Origin of the sequence: Nocardioides exalbidus (assembly GCF_900105585.1) — a bacterium.
GTDB lineage: Bacteria > Actinomycetota > Actinomycetes > Propionibacteriales > Nocardioidaceae > Nocardioides > Nocardioides exalbidus.
Genome location: NZ_FNRT01000002.1, coordinates 931,143 through 952,808 on the forward strand (window position 1 = coordinate 931,143; position 21,666 = coordinate 952,808).

At 72.9% G+C, this 21,666-nt stretch carries 22 protein-coding genes and 1 pseudogene; 11 read left to right on the plus strand and 12 right to left on the minus strand.

Features of this window, described 5'->3' with window-relative positions:
* Positions 1–51: 51 nt before the first annotated feature.
* On the minus strand, positions 52–696 hold the full coding sequence (locus BLV76_RS04865) for a GAF domain-containing protein (protein ID WP_090968120.1): 645 nt from the start codon (positions 694–696) through the stop codon (positions 52–54).
* A 158-nt stretch (positions 697–854) separates the two neighbouring features.
* Positions 855–1,889: a class II fructose-bisphosphate aldolase gene (fbaA, locus tag BLV76_RS04870; protein WP_090968121.1), complete on the minus strand. Its 1,035-nt coding sequence runs from the start codon at positions 1,887–1,889 to the stop codon at positions 855–857.
* A 168-nt stretch (positions 1,890–2,057) separates the two neighbouring features.
* Here fbaA and BLV76_RS04875 point away from each other — a divergent pair, with 168 nt between their 5' ends.
* From BLV76_RS04875 to BLV76_RS04890, 4 genes are all read left to right on the plus strand, one after another.
* Entirely contained in the window at positions 2,058–3,173 is a 1,116-nt protein-coding gene (locus BLV76_RS04875; protein WP_090968122.1) for a hypothetical protein, read from the plus strand.
* Between the two features lie 134 nt (positions 3,174–3,307).
* Positions 3,308–4,210, plus strand: a complete 903-nt coding sequence (locus BLV76_RS04880; RefSeq protein WP_090968123.1) for a hypothetical protein — start codon at positions 3,308–3,310, stop codon at positions 4,208–4,210.
* Positions 4,207–4,698 carry a SigE family RNA polymerase sigma factor gene (locus tag BLV76_RS04885; protein WP_090968124.1) on the plus strand — a complete coding sequence of 164 codons (492 nt, stop codon included), beginning with the start codon at positions 4,207–4,209 and terminating at the stop codon, positions 4,696–4,698. Before BLV76_RS04880 ends, BLV76_RS04885 begins: the two co-directional genes overlap by 4 nt.
* A gap of 58 nt (positions 4,699–4,756) precedes the next feature.
* Positions 4,757–5,497, plus strand: coding sequence for a septum formation family protein (locus tag BLV76_RS04890; protein ID WP_090968125.1), 741 nt, complete (start codon positions 4,757–4,759; stop codon positions 5,495–5,497).
* Positions 5,498–5,585: 88 nt separating this feature from the next.
* Here the strand turns inward: BLV76_RS04890 and BLV76_RS04895 are convergent, their stop codons facing one another.
* Positions 5,586–6,278 (minus strand): TrmH family RNA methyltransferase, encoded by a 693-nt coding sequence (locus tag BLV76_RS04895; RefSeq protein ID WP_245734540.1) that lies wholly within the window; start codon positions 6,276–6,278, stop codon positions 5,586–5,588.
* 37 nt (positions 6,279–6,315) lie between these two features.
* Between BLV76_RS04895 and BLV76_RS04900 the strand changes: the two genes are divergently transcribed.
* Positions 6,316–7,062 carry a DedA family protein gene (locus BLV76_RS04900; RefSeq protein ID WP_245734541.1) on the plus strand — a complete coding sequence of 249 codons (747 nt, stop codon included), beginning with the start codon at positions 6,316–6,318 and terminating at the stop codon, positions 7,060–7,062.
* A 5-nt stretch (positions 7,063–7,067) separates the two neighbouring features.
* Here BLV76_RS04900 and pyrE read toward each other — a convergent pair whose 3' ends face one another.
* Positions 7,068–7,601 carry an orotate phosphoribosyltransferase gene (pyrE, locus tag BLV76_RS04905; protein ID WP_245734542.1) on the minus strand — a complete coding sequence of 178 codons (534 nt, stop codon included), beginning with the start codon at positions 7,599–7,601 and terminating at the stop codon, positions 7,068–7,070.
* A gap of 198 nt (positions 7,602–7,799) precedes the next feature.
* Positions 7,800–8,492, minus strand: coding sequence for a class E sortase (locus BLV76_RS04910; protein ID WP_090968127.1), 693 nt, complete (start codon positions 8,490–8,492; stop codon positions 7,800–7,802).
* A gap of 66 nt (positions 8,493–8,558) precedes the next feature.
* On the opposite strand from BLV76_RS04910, the gene BLV76_RS04915 reads away from it, so the two are divergent.
* Positions 8,559–9,722, plus strand: a complete 1,164-nt coding sequence (locus tag BLV76_RS04915) for a pyridoxal phosphate-dependent aminotransferase (protein ID WP_090968128.1) — start codon at positions 8,559–8,561, stop codon at positions 9,720–9,722.
* A 12-nt stretch (positions 9,723–9,734) separates the two neighbouring features.
* Here BLV76_RS04915 and BLV76_RS04920 read toward each other — a convergent pair whose 3' ends face one another.
* Positions 9,735–10,604, minus strand: a complete 870-nt coding sequence (locus BLV76_RS04920) for a DUF4064 domain-containing protein (protein ID WP_090968129.1) — start codon at positions 10,602–10,604, stop codon at positions 9,735–9,737.
* Positions 10,605–10,658: 54 nt separating this feature from the next.
* Positions 10,659–11,801: a hypothetical protein gene (locus tag BLV76_RS04925; RefSeq protein ID WP_090968130.1), complete on the minus strand. Its 1,143-nt coding sequence runs from the start codon at positions 11,799–11,801 to the stop codon at positions 10,659–10,661.
* A gap of 132 nt (positions 11,802–11,933) precedes the next feature.
* Here BLV76_RS04925 and BLV76_RS04930 point away from each other — a divergent pair, with 132 nt between their 5' ends.
* Together BLV76_RS04930 and BLV76_RS04935 are read left to right on the plus strand one after the other, a co-directional pair.
* The gene (locus BLV76_RS04930; RefSeq protein WP_090968131.1) at positions 11,934–12,830 is read left to right on the plus strand and encodes an ABC transporter ATP-binding protein; all 897 of its coding nucleotides are present in this window, start codon (positions 11,934–11,936) and stop codon (positions 12,828–12,830) included.
* The gene (locus tag BLV76_RS04935) at positions 12,827–13,651 is read left to right on the plus strand and encodes an ABC transporter permease (protein ID WP_139306487.1); all 825 of its coding nucleotides are present in this window, start codon (positions 12,827–12,829) and stop codon (positions 13,649–13,651) included. The genes BLV76_RS04930 and BLV76_RS04935 overlap by 4 nt, the downstream gene beginning before the upstream one ends.
* 33 nt (positions 13,652–13,684) lie before the next feature.
* On the opposite strand, the gene BLV76_RS04940 is transcribed toward BLV76_RS04935, so the two are convergent.
* Positions 13,685–14,347, minus strand: a complete 663-nt coding sequence (locus BLV76_RS04940; RefSeq protein ID WP_139306488.1) for a DUF6461 domain-containing protein — start codon at positions 14,345–14,347, stop codon at positions 13,685–13,687.
* A gap of 71 nt (positions 14,348–14,418) precedes the next feature.
* Here BLV76_RS04940 and BLV76_RS04945 point away from each other — a divergent pair, with 71 nt between their 5' ends.
* A complete protein-coding gene (locus BLV76_RS04945) occupies positions 14,419–14,961 on the plus strand; it encodes a cysteine hydrolase family protein (RefSeq protein ID WP_090968133.1) in 543 nt (180 codons plus the stop codon).
* Positions 14,958–15,908, plus strand: a complete 951-nt coding sequence (locus BLV76_RS04950; RefSeq protein ID WP_217630264.1) for a PfkB family carbohydrate kinase — start codon at positions 14,958–14,960, stop codon at positions 15,906–15,908. The genes BLV76_RS04945 and BLV76_RS04950 overlap by 4 nt, the downstream gene beginning before the upstream one ends.
* 15 nt (positions 15,909–15,923) lie before the next feature.
* Here BLV76_RS04950 and BLV76_RS04955 read toward each other — a convergent pair whose 3' ends face one another.
* From BLV76_RS04955 to kdgD, 4 genes and pseudogenes are all read right to left on the minus strand, one after another.
* A complete protein-coding gene (locus BLV76_RS04955) occupies positions 15,924–16,853 on the minus strand; it encodes an alpha/beta hydrolase (RefSeq protein WP_090968134.1) in 930 nt (309 codons plus the stop codon).
* 8 nt (positions 16,854–16,861) lie between these two features.
* Positions 16,862–18,181: an enolase C-terminal domain-like protein gene (locus BLV76_RS04960; RefSeq protein ID WP_245734543.1), complete on the minus strand. Its 1,320-nt coding sequence runs from the start codon at positions 18,179–18,181 to the stop codon at positions 16,862–16,864.
* A pseudogene (locus BLV76_RS04965) lies at positions 18,178–19,668 on the minus strand (aldehyde dehydrogenase (NADP(+))); the annotation flags it as partial. The gene BLV76_RS04960 and the pseudogene BLV76_RS04965, both read right to left, overlap by 4 nt.
* Positions 19,669–19,702: 34 nt before the next feature.
* Positions 19,703–20,629 carry a 5-dehydro-4-deoxyglucarate dehydratase gene (gene kdgD / locus BLV76_RS04970; protein WP_090968136.1) on the minus strand — a complete coding sequence of 309 codons (927 nt, stop codon included), beginning with the start codon at positions 20,627–20,629 and terminating at the stop codon, positions 19,703–19,705.
* 185 nt (positions 20,630–20,814) lie between these two features.
* Between kdgD and BLV76_RS04975 the strand changes: the two genes are divergently transcribed.
* Complete coding sequence (locus BLV76_RS04975; protein WP_090968137.1) at positions 20,815–21,615, plus strand: Rossmann-fold NAD(P)-binding domain-containing protein; 801 nt, start codon at positions 20,815–20,817, stop codon at positions 21,613–21,615.
* Positions 21,616–21,666: the final 51 nt, after the last annotated feature.

Below are 21,666 nucleotides of genomic sequence, written 5' to 3' on the forward strand. Positions count from 1 at the left end.
CCACTCTAGTGCTGCTCATTGCCTGACCCGAGACCACCGAACGCCATCGCGTCACCAGTCCTCCGGCTTGCTCGTGCCGTCGAGCACCTGCTTCGCGAGGGCGACGAGTGGCAGCCCGGCCGCGAAGGCGTGGGAGCGCATGATCACCATCGCGTCGGCGAGGCTGACGCCGAGCGCGACCACGAGGGCCCCCTGGGCCTGGTAGATCTCGGCGCGGTGGTCGACGACCTCGTCCAGACCGGCGTCCGTCAGGTCGTCGGTGCCGGTGAGGAGAACGTGGGTCGCCTCGTCGGCCAGGGCGAAGGCGGTGGCGAGGTCGTCCGGCCTCAGCATGCCGACGGTGTCGGCATGGAGGTCGATGACGCCGAGCCCGACGGCACCGACCTGCAGCGGCATGCTGAAGACCGCGCGCACGCCTTTGTCCAGCGCCGCCTCGGCATACCCGGGCCAGCGTCCGGCGGCTGCGGCGAGGTCGCCGACCAGCACCGGTCGGCGCAGCTGGAACGCGTCGTGGCACGGGCCGACGCCCGCGACGAAGGGCAGGTCGCCGATGGACCGCGCCCGTGCGTCGGAGGCGGCGACGGGGCCGACTCCGACCGCGTCCGCGGGCGTCATCAGGTGGGTCACCGCCCCCGCGACGGGGAGTCGGTCCACCGCACGACGGCACACATCATTCAAGGCAGATGCCAGCGACATCCGGCACCGCCCTCTCGTTGGAGCCCTGACACTAGACCCTCAGGGAGCGCGGCGGGCGAGGTGATGCGCGTGCGGGACGTACGACGCACCGGCGGGCGGTGGCAGGGCCACGTCCGGGAGGCCCGGAACGTGGCTCAGCCACCGCCCGACGGCGAGCCTCAGGCGTTGAGCGAGGTGCCCGCGGACCGGAGGTTCTGGCAGGCCTCGACGATGCGCTCGGCCATGCCGGCCTCGGCGGCCTTGCCCCAGGCGCGGGGGTCGTAGAGCTTCTTGTTGCCGACCTCGCCGTCGACCTTGAGGACGCCGTCGTAGTTGCTGAGCATGTGCGCGGCGACGGGGCGGGTGAAGGCGTACTGGGTGTCGGTGTCGACGTTCATCTTCACCACACCGAAGTCGACCGCGTCGCTGATCTCCTGCGCCGTCGAGCCCGAGCCGCCGTGGAAGACGAGGTCGAACGGTCGGGCATCGGCGCCCAGGCCGAGCTCGGAGGCGGCGGCCTCCTGCGCGGTCTTGAGGATCTCCGGACGGAGCTTGACGTTGCCCGGCTTGTAGACGCCGTGCACGTTGCCGAAGGTCAGGGCGGTCATGTAGCGGCCGCGCTCGCCGGCGCCGAGCGCCTTGACGGTGGCGATGGCGTCCTCGGGGGTCGTGTAGAGCTGGTCGTTGATCTCGTTGGCGACGCCGTCCTCCTCGCCGCCGACGACGCCCACCTCGATCTCGAGGATGATGTGGGCCGCCGCGCACTTGGCGAGCAGCTCCTCGGCGATCTCGAGGTTCTCGCCCATCGGCACGGCCGAGCCGTCCCACATGTGCGACTGGAAGAGCGGCGCCTCGCCGCGGGCCACGCGCTCGGCGGAGATCTCGAGCAGCGGGCGGACGAAGCCGTCGAGCTTGTCCTTGGGGCAGTGGTCGGTGTGGAGCGCGATGTTGACCGGGTAGTTCTTCGCGACCTCGGCGGCGTAGGCCGCGAAGGCGACGGAGCCCGACACCATGTCCTTGACCGAGGGGCCGGAGAGGTACTCGGCGCCGCCCGTGGAGACCTGGATGATGCCGTCGGAGCCGGCGTCGGCGAAGCCCTTGAGCGCGGCGTTGAGCGTCTGGGACGAGGACACGTTGATGGCCGGGTAGGCGAAGGACCCTGCCTTCGCGGCGTCCAGCATCTGCGCGTAGACCTCGGGGGTGGCGATGGGCATCGGTGGATCTCCTCAAGAAGCTTCGTGTGCGGTCCGTCGAGCGCCTCAACCCTAGTGGCTACCCACCAGTCCGGAAGTCCTCGCGAACCCGGTCTCACGACGTGACAACCGAACGGTCCCCCGCTCCGTGTCTGCGGGAGAAGGCTCACCCCGGGGGAAGGACGCACCATGACGACTGATGTCGACTGGCAGCACGAGATCGACGCGTCGTTCGGCACGGCCACCGACGTGCCGGTCGATCGCTACGTGGCGGCCGGCCACCGGGCCGTACGTCGTCGCCGGCTCACGACGGTCGCCGGCGGGCTCGCGGTGGCCGGGGTCGTCGGCGCCGTGGCCTGGGGCGCCGCACCCGACCGCGACCCGGCGAGCCCGGACGTCCCGGTGGCGATCGACCGCAGCAGCCCGGCGAGCCCTGCGCCGACCTCCGCCGACGAGGTGCCCGCGCAGTCCTGGCGGAAGGGCGACCCGCCGGCGCGATCCGGCCCGGCGGGCCTGGAGATCCGCGACGGTGCGGTCGTCCACGAGCGGCGTGACGACCTCTTCCCCGCGAAGGACTCCGAGTCGGCCGCGCTCGACATCAGCTGGGGTGGCGAGCGCTGGTGGATGACGCTCGAGTGGGACGGCGGGGGTGGCGGCAGCGCGAGCGTCCAGCCCGGTGACGGGTTGTTCGACTCCTTCGACGCGTTCGTCCGCGCCGAGGTCGCGGGCGGCGGCATGACGTCGGAGCCGGCCGGCCCGGACGACGACTACCTCGGCGGCCTGGTCCGGTGGGACGGTGTCGAGCTCGACACCCGTCCGGGGGTCGTCGTGGTCCGGAGGGTGGAGGACCCCGTCGCGGACCGACGTTCGCTCGGGCTGGTGCTGCGCAAGGACGGGACGACGACCTGGATGCTCGTGTACCGCGACGGTGCGTCGTGGACGGAGGAGTCACTGTCGGGCTGGAGCGGGTTCGACGACTGGCTGGCCGACCAGGTCGCGCTCGAAGGTGGCGCGGAGCCCGCGGAGGTGCCCGTGTCGCTCTCGCCCGACGCCACCGTCGTCGCCGGGCCCGGGGCCCGGGTGATCGAGCAGCAGGCCGACCCCGACCTGCGGGCCTACGGCACCGAGGCCGACGGCGCCACGTCAGCGGTCGCGCTCGTCGCGTGGCGGGGGCAGCGCTGGTTCGTGCTGCTGATCGGCGACTCGGTCAGCCCTGTCGCGGTGTCGAAGGCCGGCGGGGCGCGGACCCTCGAGGAGTTCGTGGCGTTCATGGCGGACCGGGCCGACGAGGGTGGCGTCCGGTGAAGGACCACAGCGGCCGCAGGCTCTTCGCGCTCGAGCGGACCCCGGCCGCGCCACCGCTCGACTGACAACCGAACGGCACACCGCCGCGTCCTCCTCAGTGGAGGGCCCGGACAACGAGGCACGGAAGGACCAGGGTGGACACCGAGATCGACTGGCAGCGAGAGCTGGACGACGCGTTCGGCCGCGGACCGGACGTCACGCCGGGGGCCTACGTGGCCCACGGTCGGCGCGCGCTGCGGCGACGCCGGACGGCGGTCTCCCTGGCGGCGGCTGCTGCCGTGGTCGTCGCGGCGGGCGGCGCCTGGACGGCGACGGTCGCGTCGCACGACGGCCGGTCCGGCAGCGACGAGCACGTGGCGACGCGGGTCCCCTCGCCGAAGGTCCTCGAGCCCGAAGAGGCAACGCCGCTCGACGAGCTCGTCGCGAAGGACCGGGGACCGGTCGACTTCCTGGGCGATCCGGCCGTCTACCGCGGTGACGAGCTCGTGCTCAACCCACGCACCTCGCGGGTGCTCGAGCGGGTGCCCAACCCGATGGGCTACACCGCGACCCAGGGGCGGTCGATCGCCCTGCGGGTGGTGTTCGACGGAGTCGAGAAGTACACCCTGGTCGTCGGCCACGACGACGGCACCTCGATGACGACCCACTCCGCGACCGGTGACTTCGGCGGCTGGCTGGCGGGCGTGAAGCAGTCGCAGCACACCCTCGACGTCGCCAACGGCGTCACCTCGCCCAGCAGCACGATCCCGGCCGAGGAGTGGATCGCCCTCGATCGGGCGGGCGAGGTCGTGGCCGCCGATCCGGCCGTCACCGTCCTCACCGCGCGCACCGACCTCGACCTCGGTCCGGAGCTCAGCACCGGCACCGAGCTCACCGGCCTGGCCCGGCTGCGCGTCGGTGACGAGACGCAGGTCGTCGTCCTCCGCGTCGTCGACGGCACGCTCGAGGTCCTGCCGATCGGGCGCTGGAGCGGATCGCTGGACGTGATCGCCGGTGTCGTCCGCGAGGACTTCGCCGGCGGGGAGGGCGTGCGATGAGGCGCGACGACCGCGAGGAGGCCTTCACCGACTTCGTCGCTGCCCGGCAGGCCCACCTGCGCCGCATCGCGTACGCCCTCACGGGCGACTGGCACCGCGCCGAGGACCTCCTGCAGACGGCGCTGACCAAGCTCTACGTCGCGTGGCCGCGGATCCGGACGGAAGGCGGGGAGGAGGCCTACGTCCGGCAGATCATGGTGCGCGCCAACATCGACGAGTCACGCCGGCCGTGGCGGCGCGAGCGACCCAGCGACCGGCTGCCGGAGCTGGCCGCCGAGGGTCCGACGCCCCTCGAGGAGCGCTCGGCGCTCTTCGACGCGCTGCAGGAGCTGCCGACCCAGCAGCGGAAGGTGGTCGTGCTGCGCCACTGGCTCGGGCTGTCGGTGCGCGAGACCGCCGGTGAGCTCGGCATCTCCGAGGGCACGGTCAAGAGCCACAGCAGCCGCGGGCTGGCCGCCCTCGAGCAGGTCCTGGCCGCACAAAGATGAGGCACGGCGACCGCGAGGGTGTGGATTCCGTGGTCCAGTCAGGTCTACGTTGACGGACATGACGACACGACTCGGGATCGGTGCCGCCGTCGCGGCCCTGCTCGCCGCAGCCCTGACCTCGACCACCACCGCGAGCGCGACGGCGCAGGACCCGTTGCTCGGTGCGCCGGTCACCGGCCAGTGCTTCGACATGAGCACGGAGGAGCTGTCGCAGCCGACCTACCCGGAGGCGGCGATCGACTGCACGCTGCCGCACACCTCGCAGGTCGTCGGCGTCGCCGTGCTGCCCGACGACCTCGCCTACGAGAGCCCGGACCTCGAGCAGTTCGCGCTCGAGAGCTGCTACGCCGCCGTGCGAAAGGCGATCGGCGTGAAGAACATGCGCGCGCTGAGCCTCACCGCCTACAACGTCGGCTTCTTCGTCCCGTCGACCGACCTGCAGTCGGCCGGCGCCCGCTGGCTGCGCTGCGACGTCGTGCTCGGCCACCTCGCCGAGCTCCACGCGCTCCCGGCGAAGCTGGAGGTGGGGAGGTTCCCGTACGCCAAGGGCGTCTCGCGCTGCCTCGCCGGCCGCGACTTCCACGTCACCGTCTGCGCGGAGAAGCACACCTACCGCGCGACTGCCGCCGTCACCGTCCCGGGGAAGAAGTTCCCGAGCGTCAAGAAGTGGCAGCGGCTCGGCAACCGGCAGTGCGTGCGCGGCGTGACGTCGCGCCAGTTCCGCTTCGGCTGGCCCTCGAAGTCCTCGTGGAAGGCCGGCGACCACACGCTGACCTGCTACTCGAGGACGAAGAAGTAGGTCGCAGGACCGACGAGCCTGGGGAGGAGGGTCCGGGGTGCCGAGGGGACATCCCGGGCCCAGCCCCGCGCGTCCTCGGACGTGGCGGTCAGCCCCGCCACGCGTCCTCGCCCGCGAGGTCGGCGTACTCGCGCACCCAGCTGTGCATCGCGATGGCCGCGGCCGAGCTGGCGTTGATCGAGCGCGTCGAGCCGAACTGTGCGATCGAGAACGTGCCGTCGCAGACCTCGCGCGCCGACGCCGACAGCCCCGGGCCCTCCTGACCGAACAGGAAGCACACCCGCTCGGGGACCTGCGTCGTCTCGAGGTGGAGCGACCCGGGCAGGTTGTCGATCCCGAGCAGGCGCACCGGCCCGCCGTCGTGGTCCGGCAGGGAGTGGAGGTACGCCGACAGCGCCGCGGCGTCCGGGTGGTGGCGGACGTGCTGGTAGCGATCGGTGACCATCGCGCCGCGTCGGTTCCAGCGGCGGTTGCCGACGATGTGCACCTCGGCGGCCAGGAACGCGTTGGCGGTGCGGACGATCGTGCCGATGTTGAAGTCGTGCTGCCAGTTCTCGATCGCGACGTGGAATCCGTGGCGCCTCGTGTCCAGGTCGGCCACGATCGCGTCGAGGGTCCAGTAGCGGTAGCGGTCGACGACGTTGCGCCGGTCGCCGTCGCGGAGCAGCTCGGGGTCCCACTGCTCACCGGTCGGCCACGTCCCCTGCCACGGCCCGACGCCCACCTCGGGCGGGCCGTGCGGCATCGGGTCGTAGGGAGCGCGCTCCTCCTGCTCGTGCATGCGGGAATCGTAAGGACGCGCCCGTAGGGTGTCGCGGGTGAGCGCTCTCCTCGACCCGTCCGGGCTCGTGACCCCGTTCCTGCTCGGCATCGAGTGGATGGACCCCAACTGGCTGCTCGACCGGTTCGGCACCGAGCTGTTCTGGATCAGCCTGGTGATCGTCTTCATCGAGTGCGGCCTGTTCTTCCCGATCCTCCCGGGCGACACGCTGCTCTTCGCGCTCGGCCTCTTCATCGCCACCGGCCAGCTCGACCTGTTCCCCGGTCCGCACTTCGTCGAGCTGCTGATCACGCTCGCGGTGCTCATCGGCGCTGCGTTCCTCGGCAACGTCGTCGGCTACGAGATCGGGCGGAGGATCGGCCCGCCCCTCTACGAGCGCGACGGCCGGATCATCAAGCGCAAGTACTTCGACCAGACGACGGCGTTCTTCGACCGCCACGGCAACAAGGCCCTCGTGATCGGTCGCTTCGTGCCCTTCGTCCGGACCTACATCACCGTCGTCGCCGGCGTGACCCGGATGGAGCGGCACCGCTTCTTCCTCTGGAGCCTCGTCGGCGCGGTGCTCTGGGTGCTCTCGATCGGCTTCCTCGGCTTCTTCCTCGGCGACGCGTTCCCGACGCTGGGCGAGAGCATCGACAAGCTCGTGATCGTGATCCTGGCGTTCTCGCTGGTCCCGATCGCGATCGAGTGGTGGCGCCACAAGCGGACCGCTGCGGCAGGCGCCGAGGTCGGGCCGCACGACGGCGGACCCGATCGCGACATCACCGGCCGCGACCTGGACTGATCAGCTCAGGCCTGCGCGGCAGCGGCGTCCAGCTGCGCGCGGGTGAGCACCGGGCGGACCTCCAGGCCGACGTCGGCGAGCGGGTTCTCGTCGGCGGGCGAGCGGTCGATCGCACAGACCACGACCTCGACGATCGCACCGGCCGCGCGCAGCTCGCGCGTGGCGTCGCGCACGGCGCCGCCGGTGGTGATCACGTCCTCGACGAGGGTGACCCGGCGGCCGGCGACGTCAGGGCCCTCGGCGAGCTTGCAGGTGCCGTACTCCTTCGCCTTCTTGCGCACGAAGAGCGCCGGCAGCCCGGTCTTCGCCGAGACCGTGGTCGCGATCGGCACACCGCCGAGCTCGAGGCCGCCGAGCAGCTCGGTGTCCTCGGGCAGCAGGTCGAGCATCCCGGTCGCGACCCGGTCGAGCAGCGCCGGCTGGGCCTCGAAGAGGTACTTGTCGAAGTAGGTGTCGGCGACCTGGCCGGACCGCAGGGTGAACTCCCCGGTCAGGCGGCAGACCGCGTCGATGTCGCGTGCGAGCGTCTCGTCAACCACGCGCAGCAGCCTAGGGGGTGGCGTCTACGAGGTGCTGTCGCCGGCCGCAAGATCCCGTGCAGACGGTGCGAGTGACCCGGGAGAAAGTGCGAAAGCTTTCGTGCAGCAGAACCCGGGTCCCGCCACTGCGTGCAACGGATCTTGCACACAGAGTGACGTGGTTCCTTCGTCGAGTCCGGACACGTGTGCATCGAGCGATCAGGAGGCCGTCGGCTCCTTCGACTCCAGGTGCCCGAACGCGACGAGCCGGTCGTCGGTGTGGAAGAGCTCCGAGCAGGTCGTCAGGGTGAGGAGCCGCTGGCCCGGCTCCTGCGCGGGTTGCACGCCACCGGCCTCCGGGTTGGCCGGCACGTCGGCGAGCACCCAGCCGGCGGTGAACGGCACGGTGAGGTCGGCGCCGCCGGTGTCGAGGACGTAGGTGTAGGTCCACCTCTGCGTCTCGATGACGACCTCGTCCCCGGGCTGCAGCTCGGGCATCGCGCGCAGCGGCTCGCCGTGGGTGATGCGGTGCGCGGCGATGGCGTAGTTGCCGACCGCGCCGGCCCTCGCGCTGCCGGAGAAGTGGCCGAAGCCGGCAGCCAGGACCTCGTCGCTCGTGCCCTCGAGCACCGGCACGGCGTAGTCGTCGCCGAACGCGGGGATCCGCACGATGGCGGAGACCGTGCCCTTGTCGGTCTCGACCGCTGCGCCTGCGGCGCCCGCTGCGCCCTCGTCCCAGGACTTCTGCACGTCGTCGACCAGCGCCCGGTGGGTGCGCTGGGAGACCACGTTGGTGCCCCACACCTGCCACGCGACGTAGGCCCCGAGCGCGAGCCCGGCGACCACCAGCACCACGCCCAGCCGCCCCAGCCACCGCGCACCCGTGCTGCGGTCGGCGGTCGGGTCGGCCATGCGACGAGTCTGCCCTACCGGCCTCGGGACCCGCCCCGGGACCAGCCCGGGACTAGCCTCGAGGCCATGTCCGCGACCGCTCGACGCCTGGCCCACATCCCGCCGACCGTCTTCAGCGAGATGTCCGCGCTCGCCGTGCGCACCGGCGCGGTCAACCTCGGCCAGGGCTTCCCCGACGCCGACGGTCCGGCCTCGGTGATCGCGGCGGCCGCCGAGGCGCTGTCGAGCGGCGCCAACCAGTACGCCCCCGGCATCGGCGTACCCGCCCTCCGGGCCGCGATCGCGCGCCACCAGCAGCGCCACTACGGGCTCGAGGTCGACCCCGACACCGAGGTCGTGGTGACGACCGGCTGCACCGAGGCGATCGCCGGGGCGCTGCTCGGGCTCGTCGACGCCGGCGACGAGGTGGTCGTGCTCGAGCCCTACTACGACTCCTACGTCGCGATCCTCGACATGTGCGGGGCGCAGCGGAAGGCCGTCACGCTGAGGGCTCCGAGCTTCCGTCCCGACCTCGACCAGCTGCGCGAGGCCGTCACCGACCGGACGAAGGCCATCCTGCTCAACACCCCGCACAACCCGACCGGCACCGTGCTCACCCGCGAGGAGCTGCAGGTGGTCGCCGACCTCGCGATCGAGCACGACGTCCTCGTGATCACCGACGAGGTCTACGAGCACCTGGTGTTAAACGGGCGCACCCACACGCCGATCGCGACCCTGCCGGGCATGTGGGAGCGGACGCTGACGCTGTCGAGCGTCGGCAAGTCGTACTCCCTCACCGGCTGGAAGGTCGGCTGGGCGACCGGCCCGGCCCCGCTGGTGCAGGCCGTGCTGGCCGCCAAGCAGTGGCTGACCTTCACCTCCGGCGCCCCGCTCCAGCCGGCCGTCGCGCACGCGCTCGACCACGAGTCCGACTGGCCGCAGCAGCTCGCCCGCGACCTGCAGGTGCGGCGCGACCTGCTCTGCGCGGGACTCGTCGACGCCGGGCTCACGCCCCGCGTGCCCGAGGGCACCTACTTCGCCACCACCGACATCTCGCACCTCGGCTGGTCCGACGGACGAGAGTTCTGCCTGGCCCTGCCCGAGCGCGCCGGCGTCGTCGCGATCCCGACGCAGGGGTTCTACGACGACACCACGGCCGGCCTCCAGCTCGTGCGCTGGGCGTTCTGCAAGGACGCCGACGTGGTGCGCGAGGGCGTACGACGACTCGCCGCCGCCGACCTGTCGCGCTGAGGCGCGGCCCGGTCAGCGGCCGGGGTAGTCCTTGGGCGGGTAGTCCGAGCCACCGGGCTCGCCCGCCGGCGGCTGCTGGCCGTAGGGGTTCGCCGGCTGCTGGCCGTAGGGCTCGTAGCCGCTGCCGGACGACGGCTGCTCACCGGTCGACGGCTGCTCGCCGGAGGGCAGGTACGGCTGCGTCGGCTGGGCGCCGTACGGCTGCTGGCCGTACTGCTGCTGGCCGCTCTGCGGGTACTCACCCGAGCCGTAGGCCGAGGAACCGTAGGCCTGGTAGCCGCCGTAGGCGCCGCTGCCGGCCGGGACCCCCTTGAACCAGCTGCCCGCGTTGCCGACGAAGAGGAGCACGATCGTGGCGACCGAGGCGGCGAGCCAGACGATCGAGACACCGCTGGTGATCGCGAGGAGGGAGAGGGCGGCCGCCACCCCGCTGGAGATGACGAGCAGGATCCGGGCGACGTTGGAGCGGCGCAGCACGAAGACGGCCAGGACGATCGCGATGAGGCACCACAGCGCGAAGCCGCCGACCACCGCGACGACCGCGCCGTAGGCCTGGTCGAGGTCGACGTCGAGGTCGCGGAAGTCGGGCTGGCGCTGCATCTCGGCGATCACGTCGGTGCGGGCCAGGAGGAGCCCGAAGACGGCGAGCACGAAGAAGGCACCGGTGATACCCGAGAACGCGATCGCGATCCACGCGGCTGCGGTCACGGTGCCGGGTCGGCGACCCGGCTCCGGGGACTGGTTGCCGTAGGCCGGCTGCTGGCCGTAGCCGTAGGGCTGTCCGGACGGCTGCGCGCCGTAGGGGCTGCCCTGCGGGGGCTGGCCGTAGGGGTCGGGCTGGCCGTACGGGCTGTGCGTGGGGCCCGGGTCGTCAGAACTCATGCGCCTATCTCACCATGTCGGCGGGTGCGCGAGGCACCACCGGAAGTCGTGGTGCTAGCGCGTGCCGAGGGAGAACCACCGCCGCACCTCGCCGCGGTGCAGGCACACCACCGTGGCGACGGCGGCCGCGGCCGGCAGCAGGACCACCGGCGCGGCGAGGGCGGCGGCGCCGCACGCGACCGCGCTGCACGCGGCGGTGACCGCCAGGCCGCGGCGGGCCCACTCGCGGCGGGCCATGCTGAACCCGGCGAGCACCAGCGCCACCGTCGACCACACCAGGAAGCCCGCACCGAAGCCGAGGAGCGCCCGGCGCACCTCCCCCGCGGTGAAGTCGGCGGCCAGCTCGGGCTGCTGCCGCTCGAGCTCGGTCATGAGCACGTCGAGGGAGCTGGCGGCGACGCCGAGGAACATCAGCGAGATCGCGAAGAGCCCGCCGGCCGTGACCACCGTGATGACGAACGCCGTGACGAGCGCCGGCGGACGCGGCGGCGCCATCGGCTGCGGCTGCCAGCCGGGCGGCGGCGGGTAGCCCGGCGGGAGCGGCGGCGGCAGCTGGCCCTGCTGCCACTGCTGCACCTGCTGGCCGGGCGGCGTCCACGGCTGGCCGTAGGGGTTCTGCTGCGGCGGCGGGCCGGCGTCGCCGAACGGCCGGGCGGCCGGGGGCGGCGTGGGCGGGTGCCCGGCACCCGGGTGGCCGGCGCCGTCGCCCGCGCCCGGCGTCGTACGACGACCCGCATCCGTCTTCTCGGCGGGCGTGGGAGGCGTCCAGCGTCCTGTCGCGAACCACTCGCGCGCGGGCACCAGCCAGAGCATCACGGCGCCGGCGGCGACGAACGAGCCGGCCAGCCCGCTGACGGGGAAGCCGGCGACGAACACCGGGACGGCGGCGATGGTGAGGGCGAGGCGGGACGAGCGGTCGGGCTTGCGGACGTACCAGCCGAGGATGCCGGTCGCGCACGCGCCGACGGCGGCCACGAGCGCGGTGATCCGCAGCAGCTCGGTGACGGCGGGCAGGTCGAGGCCGAGCTGGTCGAAGGGCTGCTCGCCGAGGAGCTGGCGGATCGACTCCTGCGTCTCAAGCGACCCGAGCGTGGCGATGCGCTCCCAGACACTGAACAGGACCAGCACCGAGGCGACCATGATGATCGTCGAGGCCAGGGTGACCTGGGGCGGGCGCTGCTCGGTGGAGGTGCTCACCCGGCCATTGTCCCAAGGCGACCCCAACGCCGTCCCCACCGGTCGGTGAGGGGTTTCTCAGGGTTGCTCTCAGGGGTCGGACGGGCACTGTCCCCGATGTGCGCGGGGGCCCGCCGCCGCGAGGGTTGACCCATGATCACCGTCGAGTCACTCACCAAGCAGTACGGCCCCTTCACGGCCGTCGACCACGTGTCCTTCACGGCCGCCACCGGTCGCGTGACCGGCTTCCTCGGCCCCAACGGCGCCGGCAAGTCGACCACCATGCGCATCATGGTCGGCCTCACCCGGCCCACCACCGGCCAGGTCACCGTCTCGGGTCGCGACTACCGCGACCTCCCCAACCCCGGCCTCGAGGTCGGCGTCCTGCTGGACGCCTCCGCGCAGCACGCCGGCCGCACCGGTCGCGAGATCCTCGCCATCGCCGCCCAGACCATGGGCCTGCCGAAGTCGCGGGTCGCCGAGACCCTCGCCCGGGTCGGCCTCACCGAGGACGAGGCCGAGCGCCGGGTGCGCAACTACTCCCTCGGCATGCGCCAGCGCCTCGGCATCGCGACCGCCCTGATCGGCGACCCGGAGGTGCTGATCCTCGACGAGCCCGCCAACGGCCTCGACCCGGCCGGCATCCGCTGGATGCGCGACCTGCTCCGCGGCTTCGCGAACGACGGCGGCACGGTGCTGCTGTCCTCGCACCTGCTCCACGAGATCGAGGTCATCGCCGACGACATCGTCGTGATCGGCCAGGGCCGGATCGTGGCCCAGGGCAGCAAGACCGAGCTGCTGGCGGCTGCCGGCACCCTCGTGCGCACCTCCGACGACGCCCGCCTGGCCCGTGCCCTGCACGAGGCCGCGGTCGTCACCACCCCCATCGACGGCGGCCTGCGCGCCGACGCCGACCCCGGGCTCGTGGGCGAGGTCGCGCACCGCGCCGACGTCGTCGTCCGCGAGCTGCGCGCCGCCGACGGCGCCGGCCTGGAGGAGATGTTCCTCCAGCTCACCGCCGAGACCGCCCGAGAAGGAGCAGCAGCATGACCACCACGACCCAGGTCCCCACGAAGGCCCCGACCGCGGCCACCGGGACCGCCACCCCGGCCCGCACCGTCCGGCCGATCCCGATGACCCGACTCGTCGGCGTCGAGCTCCGCAAGATGTTCGACACCCGCGCCGGCTTCTGGCTGATGGCGAGCGTCGGCATCGTGTCGGTCCTCGCGACCGCCGCCGTGATCCTCTGGGCGCCCGACGAGGCGATCACCCAGGAGACCTTCTCCACCGCGATCGGCATGCCCCTCTCGGTGGTCCTCCCGATCATCGCGGTGATGGCGGTGACCTCGGAGTACAGCCAGCGCACCGGCCTGACGACGTACACGCTCGTCCCCTGGCGCGGGCGGGTGCTCACCTCCAAGCTCGTGACCACCCTGCTCGTCGGCGTCGTCGCCATGGTCGGCGCGCTCGCCATCGGCGCCCTCGGCAACCTGCTCGGCTCCGCGATCACCGGCCTCGACGCGCAGTGGGACATCACCGTCGGCCAGTTCGGCCTGATCGTGCTCGCCAACGTGCTCGGCATGCTGATGGGCTACATGCTCGGCGTGATCTTCCGCTCGACCCCGGCCGCGCTGGTGGGCTACCTCGTCTACTCGTTCGTCCTGCCGATCGCCTTCGGGACCCTCGCCGCCTTCCAGGAGTGGTTCCGCGACCTGCAGCCCTGGGTCGACGTGCAGTTCGCCATCACCCGCCTCTTCGACAACTCGATGACCGCGGAGTACTGGCAGCAGCTCGGCGTCACCACGCTCGTCTGGCTCTGGATCCCGCTCGCCCTCGGGCTGCGCGCGGTTCTGCGTGCCGAGGTGAAGTAGTCCCCCACCCTGGGAGACGCGCCTCGTGCGACGTCAGCGGCTGCCGGTCGGGGGACCGGTGGCCGCTGACGTGTCCCCCGAGGCCTGCTCGGTGGCGTACGCCAGCGTGCGGACCGGCAGCATCTCGTCCGGGCCTGCCTCCCACAGCCGGCCCAGGTCGTCGGCCGTCAGGGTGATGCCGGTGACGACCTCGGCCATCGCCAGGCCGACCACGAACCCGATGACGTCGTCGTCGTCGGCGTCGTACAGGTCGGCGTCGAGGTCGACCCAGGCCAGGTCGAACAGGGAGCGCAGCTCGTCCGGCACCCGCGAGCGGTCGTCGGGGTCGAGGAACGTGTACTCGGGGTCGTCGAACAGCAGGGCGCCGTCACGCGCGCACCCGAACCTGTCGTGCGCCTGGATGTCCGAGACCACGACGGCCGCGCTCCTCCCTCCCGCCGAGAGCCGCGTGAGGGCCGCGACGGTGGGGTCCGCGTAGCCGGTGAGCTCCATCGCCGCCACCCCGCCGTCCACCTCGAGGAAGGCGTAGGCCGAGCGCTCGTGGTCGTCGACCTCCTGGCAGCGGGCCAGGCCGGAGTCGTCGGCGATCACCTCCCGGACCTCCGCCACGCTGGCACCGGCGACGACCAGGACCGTCAGCGACTCGACGTCCACGTCCTCGACGGCCTGCTTGTAGTGCTCCACCCGTTCGCTCATGACGCGACCGTAGGCGCACTCCCCACCCGTGTCAGCGATACGGCGCCGTCCGGCTCTGACAGGCTGGGGCCATGCACCCCGACGCCTGGCTGGTCGTGATCGACCCGCAGCGGATCTTCGCCTCGCCGGACAGCGAGTGGGGGTCGCCGATGTTCGACGCCATCGTGGACCCCGTACGACGCCTCGCCGCCGCAGCCGGCGAGCGCACCGTGGTCACGCGCTGGGTGCCCGCGCCCGACCCGCAGGGCAGCTGGGCGGCCTACCTGGACGCGTGGCCGTTCGCCGCCGTGGCCGAGTCGGACCCGCTGCTCGAGCTGGTGCCGGAGATGCAGGGCCTCGCGACCCAGACCGTCTCGCTGCCGACCTTCGGCAAGTGGAGCTACGCCCTGCAGGCGGTGACCGGGCCGACCCCGCACCTCGTGCTGACCGGCGTCTCGACCGACTGCTGCGTCATCTCCACCGCGCTCGCCGCCGCCGACGCCGGGGCCACCATCACCGTGGTCACCGATGCCTGTGCCGGCTCGACGCCGGAGAACCACCGGGCCGCGATGGACGTGATGGCCCTCTACCCACCGCAGATCACGCTCGCCACCACCGACGACGTGCTGGCGTGAACCACCCCGTGAGCCGGGTCATCCACACCGGTCAGGCCCTGGTCGACGTCGTCGTCGAGGTCCCCGACCTGCCGGCGCGCGGCCAGAACGTGATGGCCGCGTCGGCGACCGACTACGCCGGCGGCGCCGTGACCGTGCTGGTCGCGGCCGCCCGCTTCGGTGCGACCTGCGTGCACGCGGGCGCCCACGGCACCGGTCCGCACGGCGACCTCGTCCGCGCCGCCCTCGAGCGCGAGGGCATCACCGCCTCGGCCCCTCCGGTCGCCGACCTCGACACCGGCATCTGCGTGGTCATGGTCGAGCCGAGCGCCGAGCGGACCTTCGTCACCACCCTCGGCGCCGAGCGCCACATCTCCGTCGAGTCGCTGTCGACCTCCGACCCGCGGCCCGGCGACCTGGTGTGCGTCACCGGCTTCTCGCTGGCCCTCGCGAGCACGGGCGTTCCCCTCCTCGCCTGGCTGCAGGCCCTCGACCCGGCCGTGGTCGTCGTCCTCGACCCGGGGGCGGCGTTCGCCGACCTCAGCGAGCACGTGCGGCTCGCGATGCTCGAGCTCACCGACGTCTGGTCGAGCAACGCCGAGGAGGCCGAGGCGATCCTCCGCACCGTCGGCCAGGAGCCGCCGGCCGACCTCGCCGACCTCACCACCGCCGTCGCTCCCCTGCTCCGCGGCGACGCCGTCGCGATCGTGCGTGACGGGCCGGAGGGCTGTGCAGTGCACGTCGGCGAGGAGACGACCTACGTCCCCGGTTTCCCCCAGACCCCGGTCGACACCAACGGCGCCGGCGACACCCACACCGGCGCGCTGCTGGCGGAGGTCGCAGCCGGTACGCCGTGGGTCGAGGGCTGCCGTCGCGCGAACGCGGCCGCCGCCATCAAGGTCACCCGCCGCGGACCGGAGTCCGCGCCCACCGCCACCGAGGTCGACGACTTCCTCGCCGGCCGGTGACGTCTCGCCCGGTCGTCAGCCGACGGAGGCGAGCAGCTCCGCGAAGCGACGGTTGACGTCGCGGGTGGCGGCAGCCGCGGCGGGCGAGACGTGGCCCTGGTCCATGAAGCCGTGGATCATCCCGGCGTGGCGCACGGCGTCCACGCGCACGCCGGCGGCGGCCAGCGCGGCGGCGTAGGCCTCTCCCTCGTCGCGGAGGAGGTCGCACTCGGCGGTCGCGACGACCGCGGGCGGCAGGCCGGCGAGGTCGCCGTGCAGGGGCGAGTGGCGCCAGTCGCCCGGAGCCGGCGCGTCGCCGGAGAAGTACTGCGTGTTGATCCAGTCGGTCATCGCGCGCGACAGCATGAAGCCGCTGGCGAACTCGTCCTTCGACGGGTGGTGGCCGAGCAGGTCGGTCGCCGGGTAGATCAGCAGCTGCGCGGCGATGTCGACCTCGCCGCGGAGCTCCTGGGTGGCGATGGCGGCGAGGTTGCCGCCGGCCGAGTCGCCCGCCACGGCGAGCAGCCCGGAGCCGCCGAGGTCGGCCAGCCGCTCGGCGACCCACCGGATCGCGCGCACCGCGTCGTCGGGCGCCGCGGGCCAGGGGTCCTCGGGAGCGAGGCGGTAGCCGACGCTGACGTGCACCGCGCCGGTGTCGCGCACGAGGCGGCGTACGACCTGGTCGTGCGTGTCGATGTCGCCGCGGAACCAACCGCCGCCGTGGAAGTAGACGACCGTCGGCACCGGACCCTCGACGCCGGCGGGCCGGTAGACCCGAGCAGGCAGGTCGTCGACGAGGACGTCGGTCACGTCGCCGACGGGTACGACGTCCTCCGGCCGCACGCTGTCGACGCGGAGCGCGCGCATCTGGGCGCGCGCCTCGGGGATCGTCAGCTCCCACACGGGACGGCCGCGGGAGGCCTCCACCTCCGTGATGAAGGCGGCGAGGTCGGGATCGAGGCTCATCACGGTCCTCAGCGCACGAGACAGGGACGCTTCGGGTCGAAGCTCCAGTCGTCGACGAGGTACTGCATGGCGATCGCGTCGTCACGGGCGCCGAGGCCGTGCTCGAGGTAGAGCTCGTGCGCCTCCGCGAGCCGGTCGGGGTCGAGCTCGACGCCGAGGCCCGGGGTGTTCGGCACCTCGATCGCGCCGTCCCTGATCTCGAGCGGCGCCTTCGTGAGGCCCTGGCCGTCCTGCCAGATCCAGTGCGTGTCGAGCGCGGTGATCTCGCCCGGGGCGGCGGCGCCGACCTGGGTGAACATCGCGAGCGAGACGTCGAAGTGGTTGTTGGAGTGCGAGCCCCACGTCAGGCCGAAGTCGTGGCAGAGCTGGGCGACGCGCACGGAGCCCGCCATCGTCCAGAAGTGCGGGTCGGCGAGCGGGATGTCGACGGCGTTGGTGCGGACGGCGTCGGCCATCTGGCGCCAGTCGGTGGCGACCATGTTGGTCGCGGTACGCAGCCCGGTGCGACGCTTGAACTGCGCCATCACCTCGCGCCCCGAGTAGCCGCCCTCGGCGCCGCAGGGGTCCTCGGCATACGCCAGGACGTCGTCCGTGCCCGACAGCAGCCGCACCGCGTCGTCGAGCAGCCAGCCGCCGTTGGGGTCGAGGGTGATCCGGGCGTCGGGGAAGCGCTCGTGGAGGGCGGTGACGGCGGCGACCTCCTCCTCGCCGGGCAGCACGCCGCCCTTCAGCTTGAAGTCGGCGAAGCCGTAGCGCGCCTGCGCAGCCTCGGCGAGCCGGACGACCGCCTCGGGGGTCATCGCCTCCTCGCGGCGGACCTTCTCCCAGTCGTCGGCGCCGTCGTGCTCGCGGAGGTAGGGCAGGTCCGTCCGGTCGGGGTCGCCGACGTAGAAGAGGTAGCCGAGCATCGGCACGCTCGTGCGCTGCTGGCCGTCCCCCAGGAGCTCGGCCAGGGGTACGCCGAGCTCCTGGGAGGAGAGGTCGAGGAGTGCCGACTCCAGCGCGGTGACCGCGTGGATCGTGGTGCGCAGGTCGAAGGTCTGCAACCCCCGGCCGCCGGCGTCGCGGTCGGCGAAGCGGGTGGCGACCTCACGGAGCAGCGATCGGAACCGGGCGACAGGCTGGCCGACCAGGATCGACGCGGCGTCCTCGATGGTCGCCTTGATCGCCTCGCCGCCGGGCACCTCACCGAGGCCGGTGCGGCCCTCGGAGTCGGTCACGATCGCGATGTTGCGCGTGAAGAAGGGACCGTGCGCGCCGCTCAGGTTGAGCAGCATCGAGTCGTGGCCGGCGACCGGCACCGCCTCGATCCGGGCGATGGTGCTCACTTCTCGAGGGTCCCGTCGACACGTCGGAGCAGGCCCCACGGGTTGTCGTCGCGGACGGCCTCGGGCAGCAGCGCCGCGGGCACGTCCTGGTAGGCCACCGGGCGCTGGAACCGCTCGATCGCGAGGCTGCCGACGCTGGTCGTGCGGGCGTCGGAGGTCGCCGGGAACGGACCGCCGTGGACCATCGCGTGGCCCACCTCGACGCCCGTCGGCCAGCCGTTGAAGAGGATGCGGCCTGCCTTCGTCTCGAGGACGGGCAGGAGCGCGCGGGCCGCCTCGGTGTCGGAGTCGGTGGCGTGGATCGTCGCGGTGAGCTGGCCCTCGAGGCCCTCGAGCCGGGGCAGCAGGTCGGCCACGTCGTCGTACCTCACCACGACGCCGGAGGCGCCGAAGACCTCGTCGGCGACCGGACCCTCGAGCGTCGGGGTCTCGACGACCTGCGGCGCAGGGGCGAGGTCACCGGCGGCGGTGCCCTCGGCGACGACGCGTACGCCGGTGACGTCGCGCAGCGCGGCGGTGCCGGTGCGGTAGGCCTCGGCGATGCCGGGCGTGAGCATGGTCTGGCCGGTGGCGCCGGCAACGGCCTCGGCGGCGGCACGCAGGAAGGCGTCACCCTCCTCACCGGACGGGAGGAAGAGCAGGCCGGGGTTGGTGCAGAACTGGCCGGAGCCGAGGGTGAGGGAGCCGACGTAGGCCTGGGCGAAGGCCGCGGTGTCGTTGCCGGCGAGCGCGCCGGGGAGGACGACGACGGGGTTGATCGACGACATCTCGGCGTAGACCGGGATCGGCACCTCGCGGGCAGCCGCAGCCTGGACGAGCGCGAGCCCGCCGCCGCGGGAGCCGGTGAAGCCGACGGCGGTGATGCGGGGGTCCTTGACCAGGTCCTGGCCGGTCTCGATGCCGCCGAGGACGAAGGAGAAGACGCCGGCGGGCAGGCTCGACCTCTCGACCGCGCGGGTGATCGCGCGGGCGACGAGCGTGCCGGTGACCGGGTGGGCCGGGTGGCCCTTCACGACGACCGGGCAGCCCGCCGCGAGGGCCGACGCGGTGTCGCCGCCCGCGGTCGAGAAGGCGAGCGGGAAGTTGCTCGCACCGAAGACCGCGACCGGCCCGAGCGGCACCATCCGCTGGCGGATGTCGGCGCGCGGGAGCGGCGTGCGGTCCGGGAGCGCGGGGTCGATCCGCACGCCCTGGTGGTCGCCCTGCTCGACGACGCCGGCGAACATCCGCAGCTGGCCGGTGGTGCGGCCGACCTCGCCGGTGATCCGGCCCTCGGGCAAGCCGCTCTCGCGCACCGCCTCGACGATGATCGCGTCCTTGTCGGCCTCGATCTCGGCGGCCACCGCCTCGAGGAACGCGCTGCGCTCCGCCGGGCTGGTGGCGCGGTAGGCGCCGAACGCCTCGGCGGCGGCCGCGGTGGCGGCGGCGACGTCGGGCTGCTCGGAGTCGGTGCCTGCGATGATGCTGGTGGCCTGGTCGGTCACGGGGTTCCTCTCGTTGCTGCGGGCGGTGCTGGGTGGGTCAGGCCTTCGAGCCTGCCACCTTGTCCACGAGGGTCTGCAGCTCGTCGCGCTCGGCGTCGAGCAGGTCCGAGAGCGGCGGGCGGACCGGGCCGGCGGGGCGACCGACGGCGGCGAGGCCGGCCTTGACGATCGACACCGAGTAGCCGGACTCGCGGTCGCGGATCTTGGTGTAGGGGATGACGAAGTCGTTGAGCATCGCGTAGACCGCGGTGCGGTCCTGGCGGCGCACGGCGGCGTAGAAGTCGAGCGCGAACTGCGGGACGAAGTTGAAGATCGCCGAGCTGTAGGTCGTCACGCCGAGCTGGAGCAGCGGCAGCGCGAAGACCTCGGCCGTCGGCAGCCCGCCGACGTAGAAGAGCCGGTCGCCGAGCTGGGCATAGGTCCGGGTCATCTGCTCGATGCCGCCGACGCCGTCCTTGAAGCCGACGAGGTTGGCGTTGCGGGCGCAGGCCTGCTCGAGCGCGTCGGTGCCGAGCACGGCGTTGGCGCGTGAGTAGAAGATGACGCCGAGGCTGGTCGCCGAGCAGATCGCGCTGATGTGCTCGACGAGGCCGCGCTGGCCGGCCTCGGTGAGGTACGGCGGCATGAGCAGGATGCCGTCCGCACCGGCCTTCTCGGCCGCCTGGACCTGCGCGACGGCGTTGACCGTCGAGCCCGTGGCGGGCGCCAGCACGGGGACCTTGCCGCCGGCACCGGAGATCGCGGCGCGCACGACGCGGTCGGTCTCCTCGGGGTTGAGCGAGAAGCCCTCGCCCGTGCCGCCCGCGGCGAAGAGCCCCGCCACCGGGTAGCCGCTGAGCCACTCGAGGTGCTCGCGGTAGGCGGGCTCGTCGAACTGCAGGTCGGCGTCGAAGTGGGTCACCGGGAAGGAGAGGAGGCCGCTTCCCAGGGTCTCGACGAGCTCGGTCGGGCTGTACTTCGTCACGCTGCGTCCTTCGGTCCGAGGCGGGTGCTCATGCGGCAAGTGGGGCCACGTGATGTGGCGGTGCTCACCAACCTAGGAAGCGGCGACGATGCCTGTCCAAGCCCGGTTTTGGATCGGGTGATGCGCGTGGAGCATGGTGCTGGTCGATAGGCACGGCTCGCTACGTTGGGCGCGTGGAACCTGACGTGCTTCTCATCGGAGCCGGCGACCTCGGTGCCTCGGTCGGGCTGCGGTTGGCCGACCTCGGCCACGGCGTGCTCGCCCTGCGCCGCAACGCCGACCTCGTCCCGGCGCCGCTGGTCGGACGGTCGGTCGACATCACCGCGGCGGCGCCGGACCTCTCCGACGTACGCCCGCGGTTCGTGGTCGTCGCGCTCACGGCGCGGCCGCGGACGGAGGAGGCCTACCGGGCGACGTACGTCGACGGGATGGCGCGCGCGCTCGACGCGCTGCCCGTGGCACCCGAGCGCGCCGTCCTCGTCTCGTCGACCGCGGTGTGTGCGAGCGGCGACCGGCCCTCGTTGTCCGACGAGTCCACCCCTGGTGCGCCCTCCGACGGGCCCGGCCGCCAGCTGGTCGCCGCCGAGGAGGCGTTCCACGCGCGCATCCCGCACGGGACCGTGCTCCGGCTCTCGGGGCTGTACGGCGGCTCGAGCACGCGGCTGCGCGACCAGGTCGCCGAGGGTCGGGTCACCGACCCGCACCGCTGGACCAACCGGATCCACCGCACCGACGCGGCCGCCGCGGTCGTCCACCTGCTGACGATGGACGCGACGCCGGACGCGCTCTACCTCGGCACCGACGACGCACCGGCCCAGATGGGTGACGTCGCCGCTTTCCTCGCCGCGCGGCTCGACGCCCCCGCTCCCCCGCCCGCCGACCCGGCGCAGGGCCACGGCAAGCGGCTCTCGAACGCACTGCTGAGGTCGACCGGCTGGGCACCGAGCCTCCCGAGCTATCGCGAGGGCTACGCCGACCTCGGATGATCGAAGGTCCCGCAACCGGGTGATGGCGCCGGGCCACGCCGGCCCTCACAC

Bases quoted from the DNA above. Each gene is read 5' to 3' on its own strand.
- BLV76_RS04865 (WP_090968120.1), bottom strand. From the start codon at position 696: ATGTCGCTGGCATCTGCCTTGAATGATGTGTGCCGTCGTGCGGTGGAC.
- fbaA (WP_090968121.1), bottom strand. From the start codon at position 1,889: ATGCCCATCGCCACCCCCGAGGTCTACGCGCAGATGCTGGACGCCGCG.
- BLV76_RS04875 (WP_090968122.1), top strand. From the start codon at position 2,058: ATGACGACTGATGTCGACTGGCAGCACGAGATCGACGCGTCGTTCGGC.
- BLV76_RS04885 (WP_090968124.1), top strand. From the start codon at position 4,207: ATGAGGCGCGACGACCGCGAGGAGGCCTTCACCGACTTCGTCGCTGCC.
- BLV76_RS04890 (WP_090968125.1), top strand. From the start codon at position 4,757: ATGACGACACGACTCGGGATCGGTGCCGCCGTCGCGGCCCTGCTCGCC.
- BLV76_RS04895 (WP_245734540.1), bottom strand. From the start codon at position 6,278: ATGCACGAGCAGGAGGAGCGCGCTCCCTACGACCCGATGCCGCACGGC.
- BLV76_RS04910 (WP_090968127.1), bottom strand. From the start codon at position 8,492: ATGGCCGACCCGACCGCCGACCGCAGCACGGGTGCGCGGTGGCTGGGG.
- BLV76_RS04915 (WP_090968128.1), top strand. From the start codon at position 8,559: ATGTCCGCGACCGCTCGACGCCTGGCCCACATCCCGCCGACCGTCTTC.
- BLV76_RS04920 (WP_090968129.1), bottom strand. From the start codon at position 10,604: ATGAGTTCTGACGACCCGGGCCCCACGCACAGCCCGTACGGCCAGCCC.
- BLV76_RS04930 (WP_090968131.1), top strand. From the start codon at position 11,934: ATGATCACCGTCGAGTCACTCACCAAGCAGTACGGCCCCTTCACGGCC.
- BLV76_RS04935 (WP_139306487.1), top strand. From the start codon at position 12,827: ATGACCACCACGACCCAGGTCCCCACGAAGGCCCCGACCGCGGCCACC.
- BLV76_RS04940 (WP_139306488.1), bottom strand. From the start codon at position 14,347: ATGAGCGAACGGGTGGAGCACTACAAGCAGGCCGTCGAGGACGTGGAC.
- BLV76_RS04945 (WP_090968133.1), top strand. From the start codon at position 14,419: ATGCACCCCGACGCCTGGCTGGTCGTGATCGACCCGCAGCGGATCTTC.
- BLV76_RS04955 (WP_090968134.1), bottom strand. From the start codon at position 16,853: ATGAGCCTCGATCCCGACCTCGCCGCCTTCATCACGGAGGTGGAGGCC.